Origin of the sequence: Salifodinibacter halophilus, from assembly GCA_012999515.1 — a bacterium.
Lineage (GTDB): Bacteria > Pseudomonadota > Gammaproteobacteria > Nevskiales > Salinisphaeraceae > Salifodinibacter > Salifodinibacter halophilus.
The window spans coordinates 708,032-725,039 of record JABEEB010000001.1 but is presented as its reverse complement, the minus strand read 5'-3'; the positions used below and the strand labels follow the sequence as shown (position 1 = coordinate 725,039).

Sequence of the window (17,008 nt, the reverse complement as noted above, 5' to 3'; positions counted from 1 at the left end):
GATCCAGGATTCTGTTCAAATGCGGCGGCGACGAGTGTTGGTGCGTGTTCCAATAGTGTTTGGGAAATGAGGGCTGTCTTATGCGCTGCGTGCTAGCAATGCCATCACGCTTCAGGTGACGAGCGTGCAACAAACATATCGCGCCATTGTTGCCCGAGGCTGGCCCGTGGCACTGCTTATCGTTGCGATGAGCGCCATCCAAAGTGGCGCGTCGTTGGCTAAGGGTCTGTTTCCTATAGCGGGACCGGCCGGCACCATGTCCGTTCGCTTGATTCTGGCCGCGCTGTTGCTTCTGGTTATATTGCGCCCGTGGCGCCAGCCGATAGCAGCCGGGGCTTGGCCGGCGATCGCGATCTACGGTATCGCCCTCGGGGCGATGAATTTTTTGTTTTATCAGGCGCTGGCTCGGATCCCACTGGGGATTGCAGTGGCGTTCGAGTTTACGGGGCCATTGATGGTCGCGGTTATCGCTTCGCGCCGCACGCTGGATCTATTTTGGGTGATGTTGGCGTTGGCCGGGTTGGCCGTGTTGCTGTGGCCCGGCTCGGATACCACGGGGGCCGTGAACTGGCCCGGCGCGGCTTGTGCGCTGGGCGCTGGTGCCTGCTGGGCGTTATATATCCTGTTCGGCCAGAAGGCCGGGGCGGTTCACGGCATGCATAGTGCCGTGCTCGGTATCACCATTGCCGCGATCGTGATCGCGCCGATTGGCGTCTGGGAGGCCGGCGCCACATTGCTTGAGCCGCACGTTTTAGTGTTGGGCGCTGGCGTGGCGATCCTGTCGACCGCGCTACCTTACACTTTGGAAATGATTGCCTTGCCGCGTCTGCCGACTCCGACTTTCGGCACACTGATGAGTCTGGAGCCGGCTTTTGGTGCCTTGTCTGGACTGGTGTTTCTAGGTCAGCAGTTGGGCGTTTGGCAATGGCTGGCCATCGGTGCCGTGATGGCGGCGTCAATCGGCACTACGCTCACGCCGGGCGCCGATACCACGGCCCATGCCGAAGAGCCGCCGCGGCCGGATTAAGCTCCCAATCCGAATGCGCTCGCAGGGCGTGGCGTGTGAGAGGCCTCGAAATCGCGGTCAGTATGTTGGGCTGCCATCATGGATCGGGTAGTGGCTTCGGCCTCGTCGGTGCGTTTTGAAATACGGGGTGGCACTGTCCACTGCCGCATGGCGGCCACATGCGGCCGCATCAGTGTTGACCCTGCGAGGGTCGGTCGAGTTCGATGGTGAGAGCGCGTCTGAGCTCGCGTTGGGCGTCTCGATTCGAGATTGGGTCGCCGTCATGGTCCGTAATAAAGAAAACGTCCTCGGCACGCTCGCCGATAGTCGCGATCTTGGCGTTTTGTAAAACGATATGTTGGCGACGAAAAACGCCGCCAATCTCGGAAAGGACGCCCGGTCGGTCGGCGGTGATGATTTCCATCGCCGTAGCGCCACGCTCGGTGGCCGACCGGAAATAGATCTGGGTCGGCACGTTGAATTGCCGGTGGCGGCGTGGCGCTCGCCGTGCGACGGCGATGTTGTCACGAGATGGGTCGTTGATCGCGCCGGCTAGTGCATCGCGGATCTCGGCTTCACGGCCCGGGCCCGCGATCTGAGAGCCGTCCGCCTCGCTGACGATGTAAGTGTCCAGCGTGTGGCCATCGTGTGTGGAATTAATACGCGCATCCTGGACTGAAACACCGGTACGCGCCAGCGCACCAGCAGTGACGCCGAACAGGTAGTCGCGGTCACGGCAGTAGACGAAGACGATCGTGCTGCGGTCGGCGATATGCTCGATCGATATCAACGGTCCATCGTCGTGGTGGTGAGCGATGGCTTGTGTCTGGCGAGCGATTTCCTCGGGCGTATGGCGCAGGAAATAATCGCGGTCCAGTTGTGCCCAGATATGCTTGAAATCCGGGGTTTTTATTCCGGATCGGGTCAGCATGGCGGCCGCGCTGCTGCGGGTCTCGGCAATCAGCTCGGTTTCGCTGATGGGCGTATCCAAACCGCGTTCCAGCACGCGCCGCGTGCTGGTGTAGAGCTGGCCGAGCAGCGTCCGGCGCCATCCGTTCCAGAGCTCGGGATTGGTCGCCCGAATATCGCAGATCGTAAAGATATACAGCCGATCGAGACGAGCCTGGGTTCCTACTTCACGTGCGAACTCATAAATCACATTTATGTCGTTGATATCGCGGCGTTGAGCGGTCATCGACATATCCAAATGGTGACGCACGAGCCAGCAGACGAGTTCGGTGTCGGCCGAGGCAATGCCATGTTGGCGACAGAACTCACGCGCATCAGTAGCGCCCAGTTCGGAGTGGTCGCCGCCGCGGCCTTTGGCGATGTCGTGCATCAGTCCGGCGATAACCATGAGCTGGGGCTTGTCGAGGTTTTGCATCAACGAACTGGCAAATGGCAGCTCATCGTTGAAACGTGGCAGTGCCAGCCGGCGCAGGTTACGGACGACGAACAAGGAGTGCTCATCCACAGTTAGCGTGTGGAAGAGGTCGTACTGCATGCGGCCGATGATGCGGCCGAAATTGGGCAGATAGCGCCCAAGGATCCCGTAGCGGTTCATGCGTCGCAGGGCGCGGGTAACGCCGCTGCGTTGATTCAAGATTTCGCTGAATAGTAGCCGGCAACGGAGTGAGGTGCGGAACTCGTCGTCGATGTGCTTGCGTGCGTCACGTAGAAGACGAAGTGTCCGGGCGCGGATGCCGACAAGGTTGGGCCGCGTTTGGAGCACGTGAAAAAGTTCGAGGATAGCGCTCGGCTGGCGGTCGAATACCGCATCGTCGACGACTTCGATATAGCTGCTGCGGGATTGGAAGTTGTCCGTTAACGGTTGGGGCGTGTCGGTGGGGTTCGCGTTTAGTGTGGCTTCAGAAAAAAGTTGAATTAAAATATCACCAAGCGCAGATAACGACCTGATAATTCGGTAGTATTTCTGCATGAAGTTTTCGACAGCAAGGTTATTCTCGCTCGCGGTGAAACCGAGTTTCTCGGCAATGGCGACTTGGTAGTCGAAAAGCAGTCGGTTCTCGGCGCGGCCGGTTAAACCGTGGAGCACAAAACGTACACGCCACAAAAAACGCTGGCCGTCGGTTAGTTCGTTGAGCTCCTCGCGGGTCAGAAACCCATGCGCGACCAGGCCGTCCAGCGTGCCCGTCGCGAAATAGCGCTTGGTGACCCAGGCGATCATCTGGATATCGCGTAAGCCGCCAGGTGATTCCTTGATGTTGGGTTCGAGCCGATAGGCTGAATCATCGAAGCGGGCGTGGCGGGCACGCTGTTCCTCGCATTTGGCGTGGAAAAACGCTGTGGCGTTCCATAGCTGGTCTGGTGATGTCGCTGCATGCACGGCATCGAACAGCTGTCGGTCGCCGGTCAGTGCGCGCGACTCCATCAAATTGGTGGCAATCGTAATGTCCGCCGCAGCCTGGTCGCGGCATTCACTGGGGCAGCGCACGCTGTGCCCGATGGCCAAGCCGATATCCCATGCGGCGGTGATGAATGATTCGATAGCGCCGGCGAGTGTTTCTAGTTGGTCCTCCGCATAGAGGACCAGCAGATCGATGTCGGAATGCGGCAGTAATTCAGACCGGCCGTAGCCGCCCACGGCCACTAGACACGCTGGCGCGTCGGTGGCCATGTGGCGGTTCCAGACGCTGATCAAGATAGCGTCGACTAGTTCCGCGCGTGCCTGCACCAGCCAGCCGATATCAGCGCCGTCGGTGAACGCCGAAGCCAGGGCGTCATCGCCGGCCGTTAGCGCTGCCTTGAAATCGGTGACTGTGTGATCCGGGGTATGGATTGTGGCGAGCCGGGCCTGCCAGTCGACTGTGTGGTTCGTGTCTGTCGGTGGGTGGCCGAAGTCGCCGGCGGTGTTATTCACGTGGTATCCGAGGAGGGCGTGAGTATTTCGTGGCCGGTATCCGTAACCAGAATCGTGTGTTCCCACTGCGCTGACAGTGAGTGATCTTTGGTGACGACGGTCCAGTCATCGCCGAGTGTTTTGACGCCGGGTTTGCCGGCGTTGACCATCGGCTCGATCGTGAACGTCATGCCAGCGACCAACTCGGTTCCGGTGCCGGGGTGACCGTAATGGAGGACCTGCGGCTGTTCGTGAAATGCCTCGCCAATGCCGTGGCCGCAGTACTCGCGCACTACTGAGAACCGCTGGGCTTCAACATGGCGTTGAATGGCGGCTCCGACGTCGCCCAGGGTCGCGCCCGGCGCTACGACGTCTATGCCGGCGTACATCGATTCGCGTGCCACATCGGAGACGCGCTGTGCGCGGATCGACGGTTGGCCGGCAAAGAACATGCGCGATGTGTCGCCGTGGTAGCCGTCCTTGATCAGCGTGACATCGATGTTGACGCTGTCACCTTTTTTTAGCTTCTTGTCGCTGGGAATGCCGTGGCAGACCACGTGATTGACCGAGATGCATACTGACTTGGGAAACCCGTGGTAATTCAAAGGCGCCGGCGTGGTGCCGAGTTCGTCGACCATGTAATCGTGACAGCGCGTGTTCAGCTCATCGGTAGTCACGCCGGGCACGACATAGGGCTCGATCATATCGAGCACCTGGGCAGCGAGGCGGCCGGCGACACGCATTTTGTCTTGGGCGGCGGGGCTTTTGGGAATAACGCTCATGACGGATCCGGGTCGAATGTGGCGGGTTGATGATGTCGCCGCGTATGGCTTATCAGGCCACGCTATGTTATAAATGACGGCTGTCGGCGACAAATCGATAGTGTCATGTCGTCCGGCAAACTCAATAAATCCACACGCACTTCGATAACCAGCAACGGGGTGCTCGCGCAAGGCGCGGGTCGTTAGCTTGGGAAGTGCGGAGGCCCAACCCGGAGCTTAACAATGTCCGATATCAGCATGCGCCAGTTGCTGGAAGCCGGTGTGCACTTTGGTCACCGCACCCGCTACTGGAGTCCGCGGATGGCCCCGTATATTTTCGGCCACCGCAACAAAATCCATATTATTAACCTCGAAGAGACGCTACCGCTCGTTCGTGAAGCATACAACTATGTCTCGCGACTGGCGGCCAACGGCGGCACGATCATGTTTGTTGGCACCAAGCGTGCGGCCCGCGAGGCGGTTGGCTCGCACGCCCAGCGCGCCGGTATGCCGTTTGTCAATCACCGCTGGTTGGGCGGTATGCTCACCAACTTCAAAACGGTGCGCAACTCCATCCAGCGCCTTCACGATCTCGAGAAGATGATCGCTGACGGCTCGATCCGCAAACTCTCCAAGCGCGAAGGACTCGATCTCTACCGCGAGCGCGACAAACTCGAGCGCTCCATTGGCGGCATGAAAGAAATGACCAGCCTGCCGGATGCGCTGTTCGTGGTCGATGTTGGTTTCGAAAACATCGCGGTCGCCGAAGCCCGCAAGCTGGGTATTCCGGTTGTCGGCGTGGTCGACACAAACTGCGCACCGGACAAGGTTGATGTCGTGATCCCGGGTAATGACGACGCGATTCGCGCGATTCGGATTTATTCCGAGGTTATGGCCGATGCTGTATTGGCTGGTCGCGGTAGCAAGGGTCACTTCACGGGCAACGACGACACCATGGCAGCCCAGACCGCAGGCGCATCGCATGAGCCGGGCAAGCCGGCCGAGGGCGAGGCGGCTCGCGAGCGGACGCAGAATTCAGTGATTCAGGAATCGCTCGGTGAAAGTGCGCCCGCGGCGACGGCAAGCCTCGGTGATGTCGCCGAGTCCGAAGAAGACGGCCAGAACTCGAAACAGTAATCCATGAGTATATCCGCAGACCAAGTAAAAACCCTTCGAAGCCGCACCGGAGCGGGCATGATGGAGTGCAAAAAAGCGCTCCAGAAGGCCGACGGGGATCTCGAACAGGCCGCGGCGGACATGCGGCGCGAAGGTCTGGCTAAAGCCGATCGCAAAGCTGATCGAGTCGCTGCCGAAGGCCGCATATCGATTGCGCAAAGCGCTGACAATCAGCATGCAGTGCTGCTGGAAGTCAACTGCGAGACCGATTTCGTCGCTAAAAACCCGGACTTTGTCGACTTCACTGATCGCGTTGCGCAGGTAGCGTTGGCCGAGACGCCGGCCGATGTCGATGCCTTGGCCGCGCTCACTATCGAAGATGAGGCAATTGATCAGAAACGCCGGGCACTGATCGCTACGCTCGGTGAAAACATCACGATCCGTCGTTTCCGGCATTTTGTGGCCAACGATGCCCATATCGGTGTCTACAGCCACGGTGCGCGTATCGCTAGTGCGGTCGTGATCACCGGCGCTGACGGCGATATGGCGCGCGATCTGGCCATGCATGTTGCGGCACAGGCGCCGGCCTATCGGTCGATCGACGATGTGCCCAGCGACGTGCGTGAAACCGAGCGCGAAAATCTGGTCGCGCAAGCCCAGGAAAGCGGCAAATCCGACGACATTATCCAGAAGATGGTCGAAGGGCGCCTCAATAAGTATCTGGGTGAAATCACGCTTCTTGGCCAGCCTTTTGTCAAAGATCCGGACAAGACAGTGTCGGCGCTTTTGGATGAAGCTGGCGCCCAGGTCACCGAATGTGGTCGGCTTGAGGTCGGCGAAGGCATCGAGACCGAGAGCCAGGATTTCGCCGCCGAGGTCAAGGCGCAGGCCGAAGGCTCGGGATGAGGAAGATGTCGCGCACCGATGCGCGGTGCGCGACATAATTGATCGCCGTCGGCACCTGGTCCGATCGGCGTTAGCGTAGTATGTATAGGCGTTGTTGTTCGCCATCCGGGGAAAGCATAGATGACAAGTTCGCCACCGATTTATCGACGCATCCTGCTCAAGCTGAGCGGCGAAGCGCTTCTCGGTGGTAGTGAGTTTGGTATCTCGGGTGATGTTCTAGCGCGTCTAGCCGACGAAATCGCTGGGCTCGTGGCCAACGGAGTGGGTGTCACGCTCGTGGTTGGTGGCGGCAATATATTCCGCGGGGTTGGTCTTTCTGGTCGCGGCATGGACCGTGTGACTGGTGACCAGATGGGCATGTTGTCCACGGTGATCAACGCTTTGGCGCTTCAGGATGCGCTGGAAAAAACCGGCTTGACCGCGCGTGTGATGTCGGCGCTTCGCATTAACGAAGTCTGCGAGGACTACATCCGGCGACGAGCGATCCGTCATTTGGATAAAGGGCGTGTCGTAGTTTTGGCGGCTGGCACTGGCAATCCGTTTTTTACCACCGATTCCGCGGCCAGCCTGCGAGCGGTGGAAGTCGGCGCCGAAATACTGCTTAAAGCGACCAAGGTTGATGGGATTTATAGTGCCGATCCGGCACGTGAGGATAGCGCGCAGCGCTATACGCATTTGACCCACGACGAGGTCATCGACAGTCGCCTCCAGGTGATGGACACAACGGCGATGGTGTTGTGTCGAGACAATGACATGCCCATTCGCGTATTCAACGTCCAGCGTGCCGGTGAGATCGGAAGGATCGTGCATGGCATTGGCGATGCCGGCACGCTGGTCGATTCGGGACCGAAGGATAAAGGCCAATGATCGACGATATTCAATCCGACGCTAGCCAGCGCATGGACAAGACGATCAATGTGTTGTCCGACAATTTCAGCAAAGTACGTACCGGGCGTGCGAACACTGGCATCCTGGATTCGGTTCGCGTGGATTATTATGGCGTCGAGGTGCCGCTGAACCAGGCCGCCAATGTCTCGGTCGAGGATGCGCGTACGATCGCCATCAAACCGTTCGAATCATCGATGGTGGGCAAGGTGGAGCGTGCCGTTATAGCCGGCGATATTGGTCTCAATCCGAATACCGCGGGCCAGGTGATTCGACTAGTGTTGCCACCGCTGACCGAAGAGCGGCGTAAGGACCTGGTCAAGGTCGTGCGGCGGGAAGCCGAAGAAGCCCGCGTGGCGATTCGGCATGTACGGCGGGACGCCAATGCCGACCTCAAGGAGTTGGCGAGTGAGTCCGAGATCAGTGCCGACGAGGCACGCGATGCTGAGACACGCATTCAGAAATTGACCGATCAGCACGTCGAACGTGTCGACGACCTGCTCAAGGATAAAGAGCAGGAAATCATGACGGTATAGCGATGGCCGCGGTGTCTGGCCCTGACCATGTTGCGATTATCATGGACGGTAACGGTCGCTGGGCCAGTCGGCGCAACTTGTCGCGCTCGGTTGGTCATCGCGAGGGCGGTAACGCTGTCGAGCGTATCGTCGAGGCGGCGCCGAACCGTAGTATCCATCGACTGACGCTGTTCGCCTTTTCAAGCGAGAACTGGAATCGGCCCGAGGCCGAAGTGCAAGTACTGCTTGGTTTGTTTCGCCGCACGCTACGCCGGAACCTCGAACGTCTACATGCCAATAATGTGCGACTGCGCTTTGTGGGCGCGCGCGACAAGCTCTCGGAGTCGCTAACCCAGCAAATGGATGCCGCCGAGGCGCGCACCGCCGGCAACGACGCCTTGGAGTTGTACATCGCCGTCGATTATGGGGGGCGTTGGGATATTGTTCAGGCCGCGCGCGAATGCGCTCGGGGATGCGTCGAAGATGGCGCAGCACCGGAGACGATCGACGAGTCTGGCTTTGCTTCGAAGCTGGTGTTGGGCGATGTGCCGCCACCGGATCTTTTTATCCGCACTGGCGGTGAGCGACGGATAAGCAATTTCTTGCTGTGGTATCTAGCCTACAGCGAACTCTATTTCTGCGACGAACTGTGGCCGGATTTCGATGCCGAGAGTCTGGACGCGGCGCTGGCTTGGTACGCAGGCCGTAATCGACGGTTTGGCCAGATTCCGGCCATTGCTCAGTCGTCGGGTTAGGCCGTGGCCGCGTTCGATACGTCTAATGCTGATTCGGGGGGCGCCGCTCGACGTCGGCTTGAGTTGATAAAGCGCGTGGCCACAGCCGCGATCGCCATTCCGCTCGTTGTGGCCGGCCTGCTCCTGTTACCGGCAAGCGTTATCACTGCGATTTTCGGTCTGATCATGGCGGTCGGTGCGCGCGAATGGGGGCGACTGATTGGTGCCGGCGGCTTGGTGAGTCATGCACTCGTAATCACGATCATCGCTGTGGTCGTGGTCTACGTTGGGGTGATTATTGGCGCGCCCGCCATATCCTCCACCGTGTACACGGTTGGCGTCTTGCTTGGGGTGTTTGCCTCGTTGGTCGGTATTTGGTTGCTGATGCGGCCGCGCGGCATGTTCTCGCAACGGCTGATTCAGGGGTGGCCCGGATCGGTTTGGGGCATATGCGTTTTCACCGGCGCGGTCGCCACGGTGGCCGCCTTGAGTAGCGATGTCGGTGGCGGCGGGCTGGTGCTCGCCTTTTTTGTGCTGATATGGCTGGTCGATAGCGCCGGTTTTATCGCGGGTAAATCAATCGGAGGCCGGAAGTTGATACCAACAATCAGCCCTGGCAAAACCATCGTCGGTGCGGTTGCTGGTGTCGTGGTTGCCGCGGCTGCTGCTGCAATCTATGGCGTCGCGACCGCTTCTGCGGGCGCATTTATTGTGTTTGGCTTGGTTGGCGCCGTTTTGGCCATCGTCGCGATATGGGGCGATCTGACAATCAGCTTTTTGAAGCGTCGCGCGGGCTTGGCCGATACGGGGGCGCTATTTCCGGGCCACGGCGGTATGCTCGATCGGTTCGACGGGCTAGTGTTTGCCGCACCGTGGTGTGCTTTGTTGCTTCAATGGTTGACTGTCTCAGCGTGATACGCCGATGTTTACGATTATTCCTATCTCAGGAGCATAACGCGCACTGCGCTGTCGAACATAGCCAGTCGATCTCGGGAGCCATGCGATCTTGATACAAGTGATTATTGCCGTCGCGGCCTTCCTGGTTGCTATCGGGATTTTGGTGGCGGTTCACGAGTGGGGGCATTACATCGTTGCGCGCCTGCTGGGCGTTGGCGTTGTCCGATACTCGATCGGGTTTGGCAAGCGGTTGGCTGGTTTTACCAGTAAACGCACCGGCACCGAATATCAGATCGCGGCGCTGCCGCTCGGCGGCTACGTCAAACTGCTGGATGAAAACGACGCGCCGGTTGCCGATAAGGATAAACCGCGGGCGATGAACCGTGCACACCCGCTGCGACGCATCGCGATCGTTGCCGCAGGTCCGGGTATCAACTTCTTGTTTGCGATTGCTGCCTATTGGCTCGTGCTGATCATCGGCGTCGGTGGTATCCAGCCAATTGTCGGTGCACCGTCGCCGAACTCGCTGGCAGCCGAGGCCAATATACAGGCGCATGACCGGGTCGTGGCAGTCGACGGTCAGTCGGTCGACAGCTGGCGAGGTCTAAAGCTCAAGCTGATCGATCATGCGCTCGATAACGACAATTCGGCCGTATTGACGTTGCAACGAGAGGGGCAGACACGTCATTCGACGACGTTGAATCTAGCCCACGTGCCCGACGATCCCGAGCAGTTGTTCGATAAACTCGGTTTGGCGCCATATCAGCCGCCGGCGACACCCATCGTCGATCATGTGGTCGACGGCTCGCCAGCAGCTGCAGGTGGTTTGCAATCCGGAGATCGGATTAAGGCGCTGGCCGGCCAGGCCGTGGATTCACCGAAAGCCCTCGTACAAGCGATCCGTGCGCGCCCCGGTCAGACTGTTGCGGTCAAGTTCGAGCGTAGCAACCGGACGTTGATGCGTGACATAAAGCTCGGTCGTCAAACGGCCGAGCAGGGTGGCAGCAGCGATGTCGGGCATCTGGGCGTGGCTATCGGTGTTGATGCCAGTGCACTCGAGACGATGCAAACCACACGTCGGATGTCGCCCATTGCCGCGGTTCCGGCGGCGGTCGATAAGACCTGGCGACTGTCGGCGCTGACGGTCCGTATGTTTGGCCACATGTTTACCGGGCAGGTATCGTGGGACAACATCGGCGGGCCGATCCAAATCGCGGATTACGCCGGTAAGACAGCGAGTGTCGGATTCGTGGCATTCGTTGATTTTCTGGCACTGATCAGTTTGAGTCTTGCCGTTATCAATCTCTTGCCAATTCCGGTGTTAGACGGTGGACACATTCTGTATTATTTAGCCGAATGGATCATCGGCCGTCCACTAGGTGAAGCGACGCAGGCCCTAGTGCAACGTGTCGGCGTGGGCGCGTTGATGGCGCTCATGGTTCTGGCTTTTTATAACGACATCACACGCCTGCTGGGATAAGCGAGCTCTATGCCCGTATTGATTATCCGCGCGCTGTGCGCGGTTTTGCTGGCTCTGTTTGCCGTTGGCGGCTGGGCACAATCTCTCCACACACAGCCGTTTCGAATAAGCAAAATTGAAGTCAACGGCGTCAAGCGATTATCGCGTGGCACGGTGCTGACCTATCTGCCGGTCAGTGTCGGTGACCGCATGACAACCAAGCGTGCCGCGCGCTCTATCAAATCGCTCTATCAAACCGGACTATTCGGTAATGTGTCACTGGATCGGTCGGGCGGACGTCTTATCGTCGATGTCGAGGAACGACCCAAGATCGCGTCGTTTAAGCTCGAAGGCAACAAGGCGCTATCGAGCGATAAGCTGAAAAAGGCCTTGAAAAAACAAGGGCTCGCGCAGGGGCGCTTATTCAAGCGCAAACTGCTGGATCAACTGCGCCAACAGCTGAATCAGCACTACTACGCCAACGGCTACTACAGCCTCAAGATCGATACCAAGGTTAAACAGCTCGAGAATAACCGGGTCGCGATCGACGTTAAGGTTGATGAAGGTCCGATCGCCGCGATCAAGAAAATCAACTTCATCGGCAACAACAAGTTCGCGGACGACAAACTGCGTTCGGTGTTCAAACTCGAGCAGAAAAAATCGTGGCTCGGCCAGCTCGGCGCTCACCCGGTGACCTTCTGGAAGTCGCATGACCATTATTCGCGTCAGAAGCTGCTAGGCGATCTGGAAAGTTTGACCTCGTTCTACAAGGATCGCGGTTATCTACGCTTTAATGTGTCGTCGGTTCAGGTCTCGATCGCGCCTGACAAAAAAGATGTCTATCTCACCGTCAATGTCGACGAAGGCCATAAATATAAGATCAGCGACATCAAGATTGCTGGCCAGACGATCGAGCCCAAAGCGAGTTTGCAGCGATTGGTCGGCGTGCAGGAGGGCCAGACTTACTCGCGCAAGCAGGTGCAGGATACAGCCAAGCAGATGACCACCAGCCTGGCCAACTTCGGTTACGCGTTTGCCGACGTTAAGCCTTTGAGTAAGGTCGATAAGGAAAAACACACGGTTGCGCTGACATTTCTGGTCAAACCGGGAGACCGTACCTACGTACGCCAGATTGGTTTTACCGGCAATAAAAAGACCACGGATCAGACGCTACGTCGCGAATTGCGTCAATTCGAAGGCGCTCCTTATTCCCGGCGTGCCGTTCAACGCTCGCGCGTACGGCTGCAGCGTTTGCCGTATATCAAAACGGTAAAATTGAACAAAAACAAGAAGGTCGGCGCCAAAGATCAAGTCGATCTCGACTACAAGCTGAAGGAGCGGGCTGCCGGAAAGCTGCAAGTCGGGTTGGGCTATTCCGGTAACGAAGGCTTTTTGATCAACGGCAGTGTGTCCAACAACAACTTCCGAGGCACCGGCAACAAGGTCAAGTTCAAGGCCCAGACCAATTCGTACCAGCGAAGTATCCGCGGGAGTTGGACCGATCCGTACTTTACGCGCAACGGTGTCTCGCAAACCGTATCCGCGTTTTATCGCCAGACCGATTCACTGGTCCGGCGCGGTTCGGATTTCAACCTGGATTCGTTTGGCGCTTCCGATATCTTCCGCTTCCCGATTTCGGAATACTCCAACATCAAATTCGGTTTTGGTGCGCAACAAAACAATATTGATGTCGGTAACGGGACTTCCAGCCGGGTCAGACGTTTTGTGCGTGAAAACGGTACGGATGCCACCACTTACTCGTTGAAAGCCGGCTGGCAACGCGATACGCGTAACCGGACAGTATTTGCCACGAAAGGGTCGAATCTTCAGATCGATGCCAGCGTCAAGGGCCCGGGGTCCGATCTCGAGTACTACAGCAGCAGTCTCAAGGCGAAAAAATTCTTCGCTATTGGTTCCGCGTTGCCGGTGGTGCCGGATGGTTTGGTCTTTTCGGTTAAGGGGCGCGTGGCACAGACGGATATCTGGGGTAAGGGCACTGATGTGCCGCCTTATGCCAACTATTTCGCCGGCGGTCCGAAGTCAATTCGCGGGTTTGAAAGTGGTGGTGCCGGCCCACAGAACGAGTACGGCGACGCCTACGGCGGTCAGTTTTTGACGACGCTGCAATCCAACCTGATATTGCCGACGTTCCTGCCGTCTAACGGTAAATCGACACGGTTTATGTTGTTTTACGACATGGGGGCAGCCTATAAAGATGTGGGCCATTATGACAGCGGCAAGATGCGTAAATCGGCGGGTGTCGCGTTTGAGTGGTTCACGCCTTTCTTCGGCCTCCTGCGTGTCAGCTACGCTGGCTATGTCGATGGGCAGGAGCGTGACGATAAGAAACGCTTCCAATTCTCGTTTGGCGTTGGTTTTTAGTATTTCAGATTGAATGGGCCAGCGGCTTTAAACGACATGCATCAACACGCGTGACCGGACACGATGTGACCATATTGACGCTTGACGACCTCGTGGCACGTGCCGATGAGCGGGTGTTGCGAGTGCGTGGCGGACAAGTCGCGATTCGCGGTGTGTGTTCACTAACGCCCGGACATGACAACGCGATCGCTTTCGCCGCGCCGGGTGTTGCGCGTGAAACCGTGGCCAGCTCGAATGCGGCCGCGATTGTGACGACGGCTGAGCAGTCGGACTGGACGGATAAGCCAGTTGTCGTGTGCGAGCAGCCACGTGAGACATTCGCGGCCATGGTCTCGGCCTTCGAGCGCCCGGCTGTTGCTGCTGGTGTGGCTCCCCAGGCCAGTGTGGCCGATTCTGCCCATATCGCCGCATCGGCGGCGATTATGCCGGGTACAGTCGTTGAATCAGAGGCCGTCATTGGCGACGATTCGATTGTGAACGCCAACGCCGTCGTTGGCGCGGGTGTCGTTATCGGTGATCGTTGTCGCGTTGGCCGCGGTGCCGTGCTAGCGCCTGGGACATGGGTTGGGAACGATGTCCCGATCGGCCCCAATACGGTTCTCGGCGCGCGTGGTTTCGGATTAGTCGAGAATGACGCCGGCTGGGAGCGTGTGCCGCAACTCGGCGGAGTGTCGATCGGCAATATGGTGGAGATCGGTGCTGGTGCGACCATCGACCGCGGAACGGTTGACGACACCGTGATTCACGACGATGTACGCATCGATAACCAAGTGCATATCGGACACAACGTCGAAATCGGTCCGCGCACGGTGATCGCCGGTTGTGCGGGTATTGCCGGCTCGGTAAAGATTGGTGCCGATTGCAAGCTCGGTGGTGGTGTCAGTGTCTCCGATCACGTTCAAATTGATGACAAGGTGTGGCTGACTGCCGGTACTCAGGTGCCGGATGACATAACCACTGCCGGTGTGTACTCGACGGTTCTCAAGGCGATGCCTGTGCGTGCGTGGTGGCGCTGTGTCGCTGGACTACGGCGCTTGCCGGAATTAGAGCGCCGCCTCCGGCGACTGGAAAACAGGCCCTGATCTGACAAGGATTTTTATGACGGAACAAGACGATATTCAGGCCATCATGGCCGAGGTGCCACACCGCTACCCATTTCTGCTGGTCGATAGAGTCGTCGGTTGTGAGCCGGGGCAGTGGATAACCGCGCTCAAAAATGTAACTTATAACGAGCCGTTTTTTCCCGGCCATTTTCCCAGTCAACCAGTGATGCCGGGGGTCTTGATTGTCGAAGCGCTGGCCCAGGCCGGGCTGGTGCTTGGCCACCGCACGGTCGAGGCCGAAGGTGGCACGATCGTCTATTTCGCCGGCATCGACGGTGCCCGGTTCAAACGCCAGGTTGTGCCGGGCGATCAATTGCTGCTTCAGCTCGAGATCGGTCAGGCTAAAAAGCGTCTATGGCGTTTCGATGCCGAAGCCTGGGTCGGAGACGAGCTGGCTTGCAGCGCACAATTGATGGCTATTCCGGATCGACGCAGTGGCAGTTGATCGCCTAGCGAGCGTCGATGCTGACGCCCAATTAGCCCCGGACGTCGAGGTGGGACCATTCGCCGTAATCGGTCCCGGTGTCGAGATTGGCAGTGGTACGAAGGTCGGCTCGCATACCGTCATCTCGGGCCGAACGCGTATCGGTCGGGATAACCGTATAGCGCCGTTCGTCTCACTGGGTGATGCGCCGCAGCATCGCGGCTATCAAGGTGAGGCGACAACGCTTGAAATCGGCGACCGCAATACCATCCGCGAATACGTTAGCGTCCATCGTGGTACGGCCGCGGATCGTGGTGACACCACCATCGGCGACGATAATTTCGTCATGGCCTATGCGCACATCGCGCACGATTGCGTCCTCGGCAACAACATCAACATGGCCAACGGCGCCAGTCTGGCCGGGCATGTGCGTGTCGATAGCGGTGCCGTGTTGTCTGGTTTTGCACTGGTCTATCAGTATCGCTGTGTGGGCAAGCTTGCTTTCCTGGCTTACAGCAGTGGCGTGGTCCAGGACGTGCCCGCGTTCACCCGTGCCGCCGGTTCGCCGGCATACTCGAACGGCATCAACTCGATCGGCATGCGGCGTTCCGGCTACTCAAGCGACGATATCCGTGCTCTCAAAGCCGCCTATCGGGTCGTCTACCGTCAACAACTTAAATTCGATGAAGCCCGCGCGAAGGTGCGCGAAGCCGCAGTCGAATGTGACGCGGTTGCCGAGTTTGCTGACACCCTGGAGCGTTCGACGCGCGGTATCGTGCGCTGACAATGGCCTCGATCCCCGACGACGCCCGACCAATCGTCGCGATTGTGGCTGGCGAGCCGTCATCGGATCGACTGGCCGCAGGCCTGATATGTGAGCTACTTCGACGCTGGCCGGACGCCGAGTTCATCGGCGTGACCGGGCCAGCCATGCGCGAGGCGGGCTGCACGACACTCGCCGATATCGGCGAACTCAGTCTGTTCGGCATCAGCGAGGTGTTGTTTCGCTTGCCGCGGATTATCCGGCTTCGCACGCGTCTACGGCACCGGATCGAGGCCGCCAATCCGACGATTTTTATCGGCGTCGACGCGCCGGCATTTAATCTAGGTTTGGCCGCTAGCCTTAAGCGAAGGGGCATTGCAACCGCGCAGTACGTCGCTCCTACAGCGTGGGCTTGGCGCCAGGGCCGGACGCGCCGTATCCGACGTTCGATCGACTTGTTGTTGGCTATATTTCCTTTCGAGCCGGATTTTTTTGCTCGCTTCGGGATTACGGCACGCTTTGTTGGGCACCCATTAGCGGATCAAATCGAACACACCGACGGACGTGCGGACGCGCGTACGCGTCATAAGTTTAATAACGACACGCGTGTGCTGGCCGTTCTCCCTGGCAGTCGTACAGGCGAAGTGCGGCGGCTTGGCCCGGTTTTTGTCGATGCAGCGACGCGTGTGGCACGCGGCGTCGGCCATCTAACCGTCATCGTGCCGGCTGCCAATGCCGAGCTGAAAACATTACTCGAATGGCTGTTTGGCGGGGCAGAACCAGCCCTCGACGTCCGGGTGACCGACGGCGGCGCATACGAGGCACTGATAGCCGCCGATGCCGCCCTTGTGGCCTCGGGAACAGCGACACTTGAGGCTGTCATCGCCGACACGCCGATGGTTATAGCCTATCGCGTGTCAGCCTTCAATGCAGCGCTGGCGCGTTGTTTTCGGCTTATTCGCACACGCCACGTCAGCATGCCCAATCTGTTGGCTGGTGAGGCTGTGGTGCCTGAATATCTGCAGTCCAGGGCCAACGGCGTAACGCTGGGCCGTGCGCTTGACGCTGTGTTGTCTGACGAAGGGTGTCGTGATGCGCAGCGACAGGCATTCGCACGTATTCGCCACAGTCTGACCGGCGATACCGACCGGCGGGCCGCCGATGCCGTGGCCGAACTCATCGAGCCACGCGCGTGAA

At 58.7% G+C, this 17,008-nt stretch carries 15 protein-coding genes; 13 read left to right on the top strand and 2 right to left on the bottom strand.

Annotated elements, in window-relative coordinates; genetic code table 11:
• Positions 1–187: 187 nt before the first annotated feature.
• Positions 188–1,027, top strand: coding sequence for an EamA family transporter (locus HKX41_03285; GenBank protein NNC23181.1), 840 nt, complete (start codon positions 188–190; stop codon positions 1,025–1,027).
• Positions 1,028–1,196: 169 nt separating this feature from the next.
• On the opposite strand, the gene glnD is transcribed toward HKX41_03285, so the two are convergent.
• Together glnD and map are read right to left on the bottom strand one after the other, a co-directional pair.
• Complete coding sequence (gene glnD / locus HKX41_03280) at positions 1,197–3,806, bottom strand: [protein-PII] uridylyltransferase (protein NNC23180.1); 2,610 nt, start codon at positions 3,804–3,806, stop codon at positions 1,197–1,199.
• A gap of 77 nt (positions 3,807–3,883) precedes the next feature.
• The gene (map, locus tag HKX41_03275) at positions 3,884–4,648 is read right to left on the bottom strand and encodes a type I methionyl aminopeptidase (GenBank protein ID NNC23179.1); all 765 of its coding nucleotides are present in this window, start codon (positions 4,646–4,648) and stop codon (positions 3,884–3,886) included.
• Between the two features lie 222 nt (positions 4,649–4,870).
• Between map and rpsB the strand changes: the two genes are divergently transcribed.
• The 12 genes from rpsB (at position 4,871) to lpxB (ending at position 17,007) form a co-directional block, all read left to right on the top strand.
• Complete coding sequence (gene rpsB, locus HKX41_03270; protein NNC23178.1) at positions 4,871–5,764, top strand: 30S ribosomal protein S2; 894 nt, start codon at positions 4,871–4,873, stop codon at positions 5,762–5,764.
• Between the two features lie 3 nt (positions 5,765–5,767).
• Complete coding sequence (locus HKX41_03265; protein ID NNC23177.1) at positions 5,768–6,649, top strand: elongation factor Ts; 882 nt, start codon at positions 5,768–5,770, stop codon at positions 6,647–6,649.
• A 120-nt stretch (positions 6,650–6,769) separates the two neighbouring features.
• Positions 6,770–7,516, top strand: a complete 747-nt coding sequence (locus HKX41_03260) for a UMP kinase (protein NNC23176.1) — start codon at positions 6,770–6,772, stop codon at positions 7,514–7,516.
• Entirely contained in the window at positions 7,513–8,070 is a 558-nt protein-coding gene (frr, locus tag HKX41_03255; protein NNC23175.1) for a ribosome recycling factor, read from the top strand. Before HKX41_03260 ends, frr begins: the two co-directional genes overlap by 4 nt.
• A 2-nt stretch (positions 8,071–8,072) precedes the next feature.
• Positions 8,073–8,804: a di-trans,poly-cis-decaprenylcistransferase gene (uppS, locus tag HKX41_03250; GenBank protein NNC23174.1), complete on the top strand. Its 732-nt coding sequence runs from the start codon at positions 8,073–8,075 to the stop codon at positions 8,802–8,804.
• A 75-nt stretch (positions 8,805–8,879) separates the two neighbouring features.
• The gene (locus HKX41_03245) at positions 8,880–9,698 is read left to right on the top strand and encodes a CDP-archaeol synthase (GenBank protein NNC23173.1); all 819 of its coding nucleotides are present in this window, start codon (positions 8,880–8,882) and stop codon (positions 9,696–9,698) included.
• A 91-nt stretch (positions 9,699–9,789) separates the two neighbouring features.
• Complete coding sequence (rseP, locus tag HKX41_03240) at positions 9,790–11,160, top strand: RIP metalloprotease RseP (protein ID NNC23172.1); 1,371 nt, start codon at positions 9,790–9,792, stop codon at positions 11,158–11,160.
• A 9-nt stretch (positions 11,161–11,169) separates the two neighbouring features.
• Positions 11,170–13,521 carry an outer membrane protein assembly factor BamA gene (gene bamA, locus HKX41_03235; protein ID NNC23171.1) on the top strand — a complete coding sequence of 784 codons (2,352 nt, stop codon included), beginning with the start codon at positions 11,170–11,172 and terminating at the stop codon, positions 13,519–13,521.
• Positions 13,522–13,571: 50 nt separating this feature from the next.
• Positions 13,572–14,603, top strand: coding sequence for a UDP-3-O-(3-hydroxymyristoyl)glucosamine N-acyltransferase (gene lpxD / locus HKX41_03230; GenBank protein ID NNC23170.1), 1,032 nt, complete (start codon positions 13,572–13,574; stop codon positions 14,601–14,603).
• 16 nt (positions 14,604–14,619) lie between these two features.
• On the top strand, positions 14,620–15,069 hold the full coding sequence (fabZ, locus tag HKX41_03225) for a 3-hydroxyacyl-ACP dehydratase FabZ (GenBank protein ID NNC23169.1): 450 nt from the start codon (positions 14,620–14,622) through the stop codon (positions 15,067–15,069).
• Complete coding sequence (gene lpxA / locus HKX41_03220; protein NNC23168.1) at positions 15,059–15,832, top strand: acyl-ACP--UDP-N-acetylglucosamine O-acyltransferase; 774 nt, start codon at positions 15,059–15,061, stop codon at positions 15,830–15,832. Before fabZ ends, lpxA begins: the two co-directional genes overlap by 11 nt.
• A gap of 2 nt (positions 15,833–15,834) precedes the next feature.
• Positions 15,835–17,007 (top strand): lipid-A-disaccharide synthase, encoded by a 1,173-nt coding sequence (gene lpxB / locus HKX41_03215; GenBank protein ID NNC23167.1) that lies wholly within the window; start codon positions 15,835–15,837, stop codon positions 17,005–17,007.
• The last annotated feature ends 1 nt before the right edge of the window (position 17,008 follow it).

Excerpts from the sequence above, each read along its gene's own strand:
- HKX41_03285 (NNC23181.1), top strand. The coding sequence starts at position 188 with ATGAGCGCCATCCAAAGTGGCGCGTCGTTGGCTAAGGGTCTGTTTCCT.
- map (NNC23179.1), bottom strand. The coding sequence starts at position 4,648 with ATGAGCGTTATTCCCAAAAGCCCCGCCGCCCAAGACAAAATGCGTGTC.
- rpsB (NNC23178.1), top strand. The coding sequence starts at position 4,871 with ATGTCCGATATCAGCATGCGCCAGTTGCTGGAAGCCGGTGTGCACTTT.
- HKX41_03265 (NNC23177.1), top strand. The coding sequence starts at position 5,768 with ATGAGTATATCCGCAGACCAAGTAAAAACCCTTCGAAGCCGCACCGGA.
- HKX41_03260 (NNC23176.1), top strand. The coding sequence starts at position 6,770 with ATGACAAGTTCGCCACCGATTTATCGACGCATCCTGCTCAAGCTGAGC.
- frr (NNC23175.1), top strand. The coding sequence starts at position 7,513 with ATGATCGACGATATTCAATCCGACGCTAGCCAGCGCATGGACAAGACG.
- uppS (NNC23174.1), top strand. The coding sequence starts at position 8,073 with ATGGCCGCGGTGTCTGGCCCTGACCATGTTGCGATTATCATGGACGGT.
- bamA (NNC23171.1), top strand. The coding sequence starts at position 11,170 with ATGCCCGTATTGATTATCCGCGCGCTGTGCGCGGTTTTGCTGGCTCTG.
- fabZ (NNC23169.1), top strand. The coding sequence starts at position 14,620 with ATGACGGAACAAGACGATATTCAGGCCATCATGGCCGAGGTGCCACAC.
- lpxB (NNC23167.1), top strand. The coding sequence starts at position 15,835 with ATGGCCTCGATCCCCGACGACGCCCGACCAATCGTCGCGATTGTGGCT.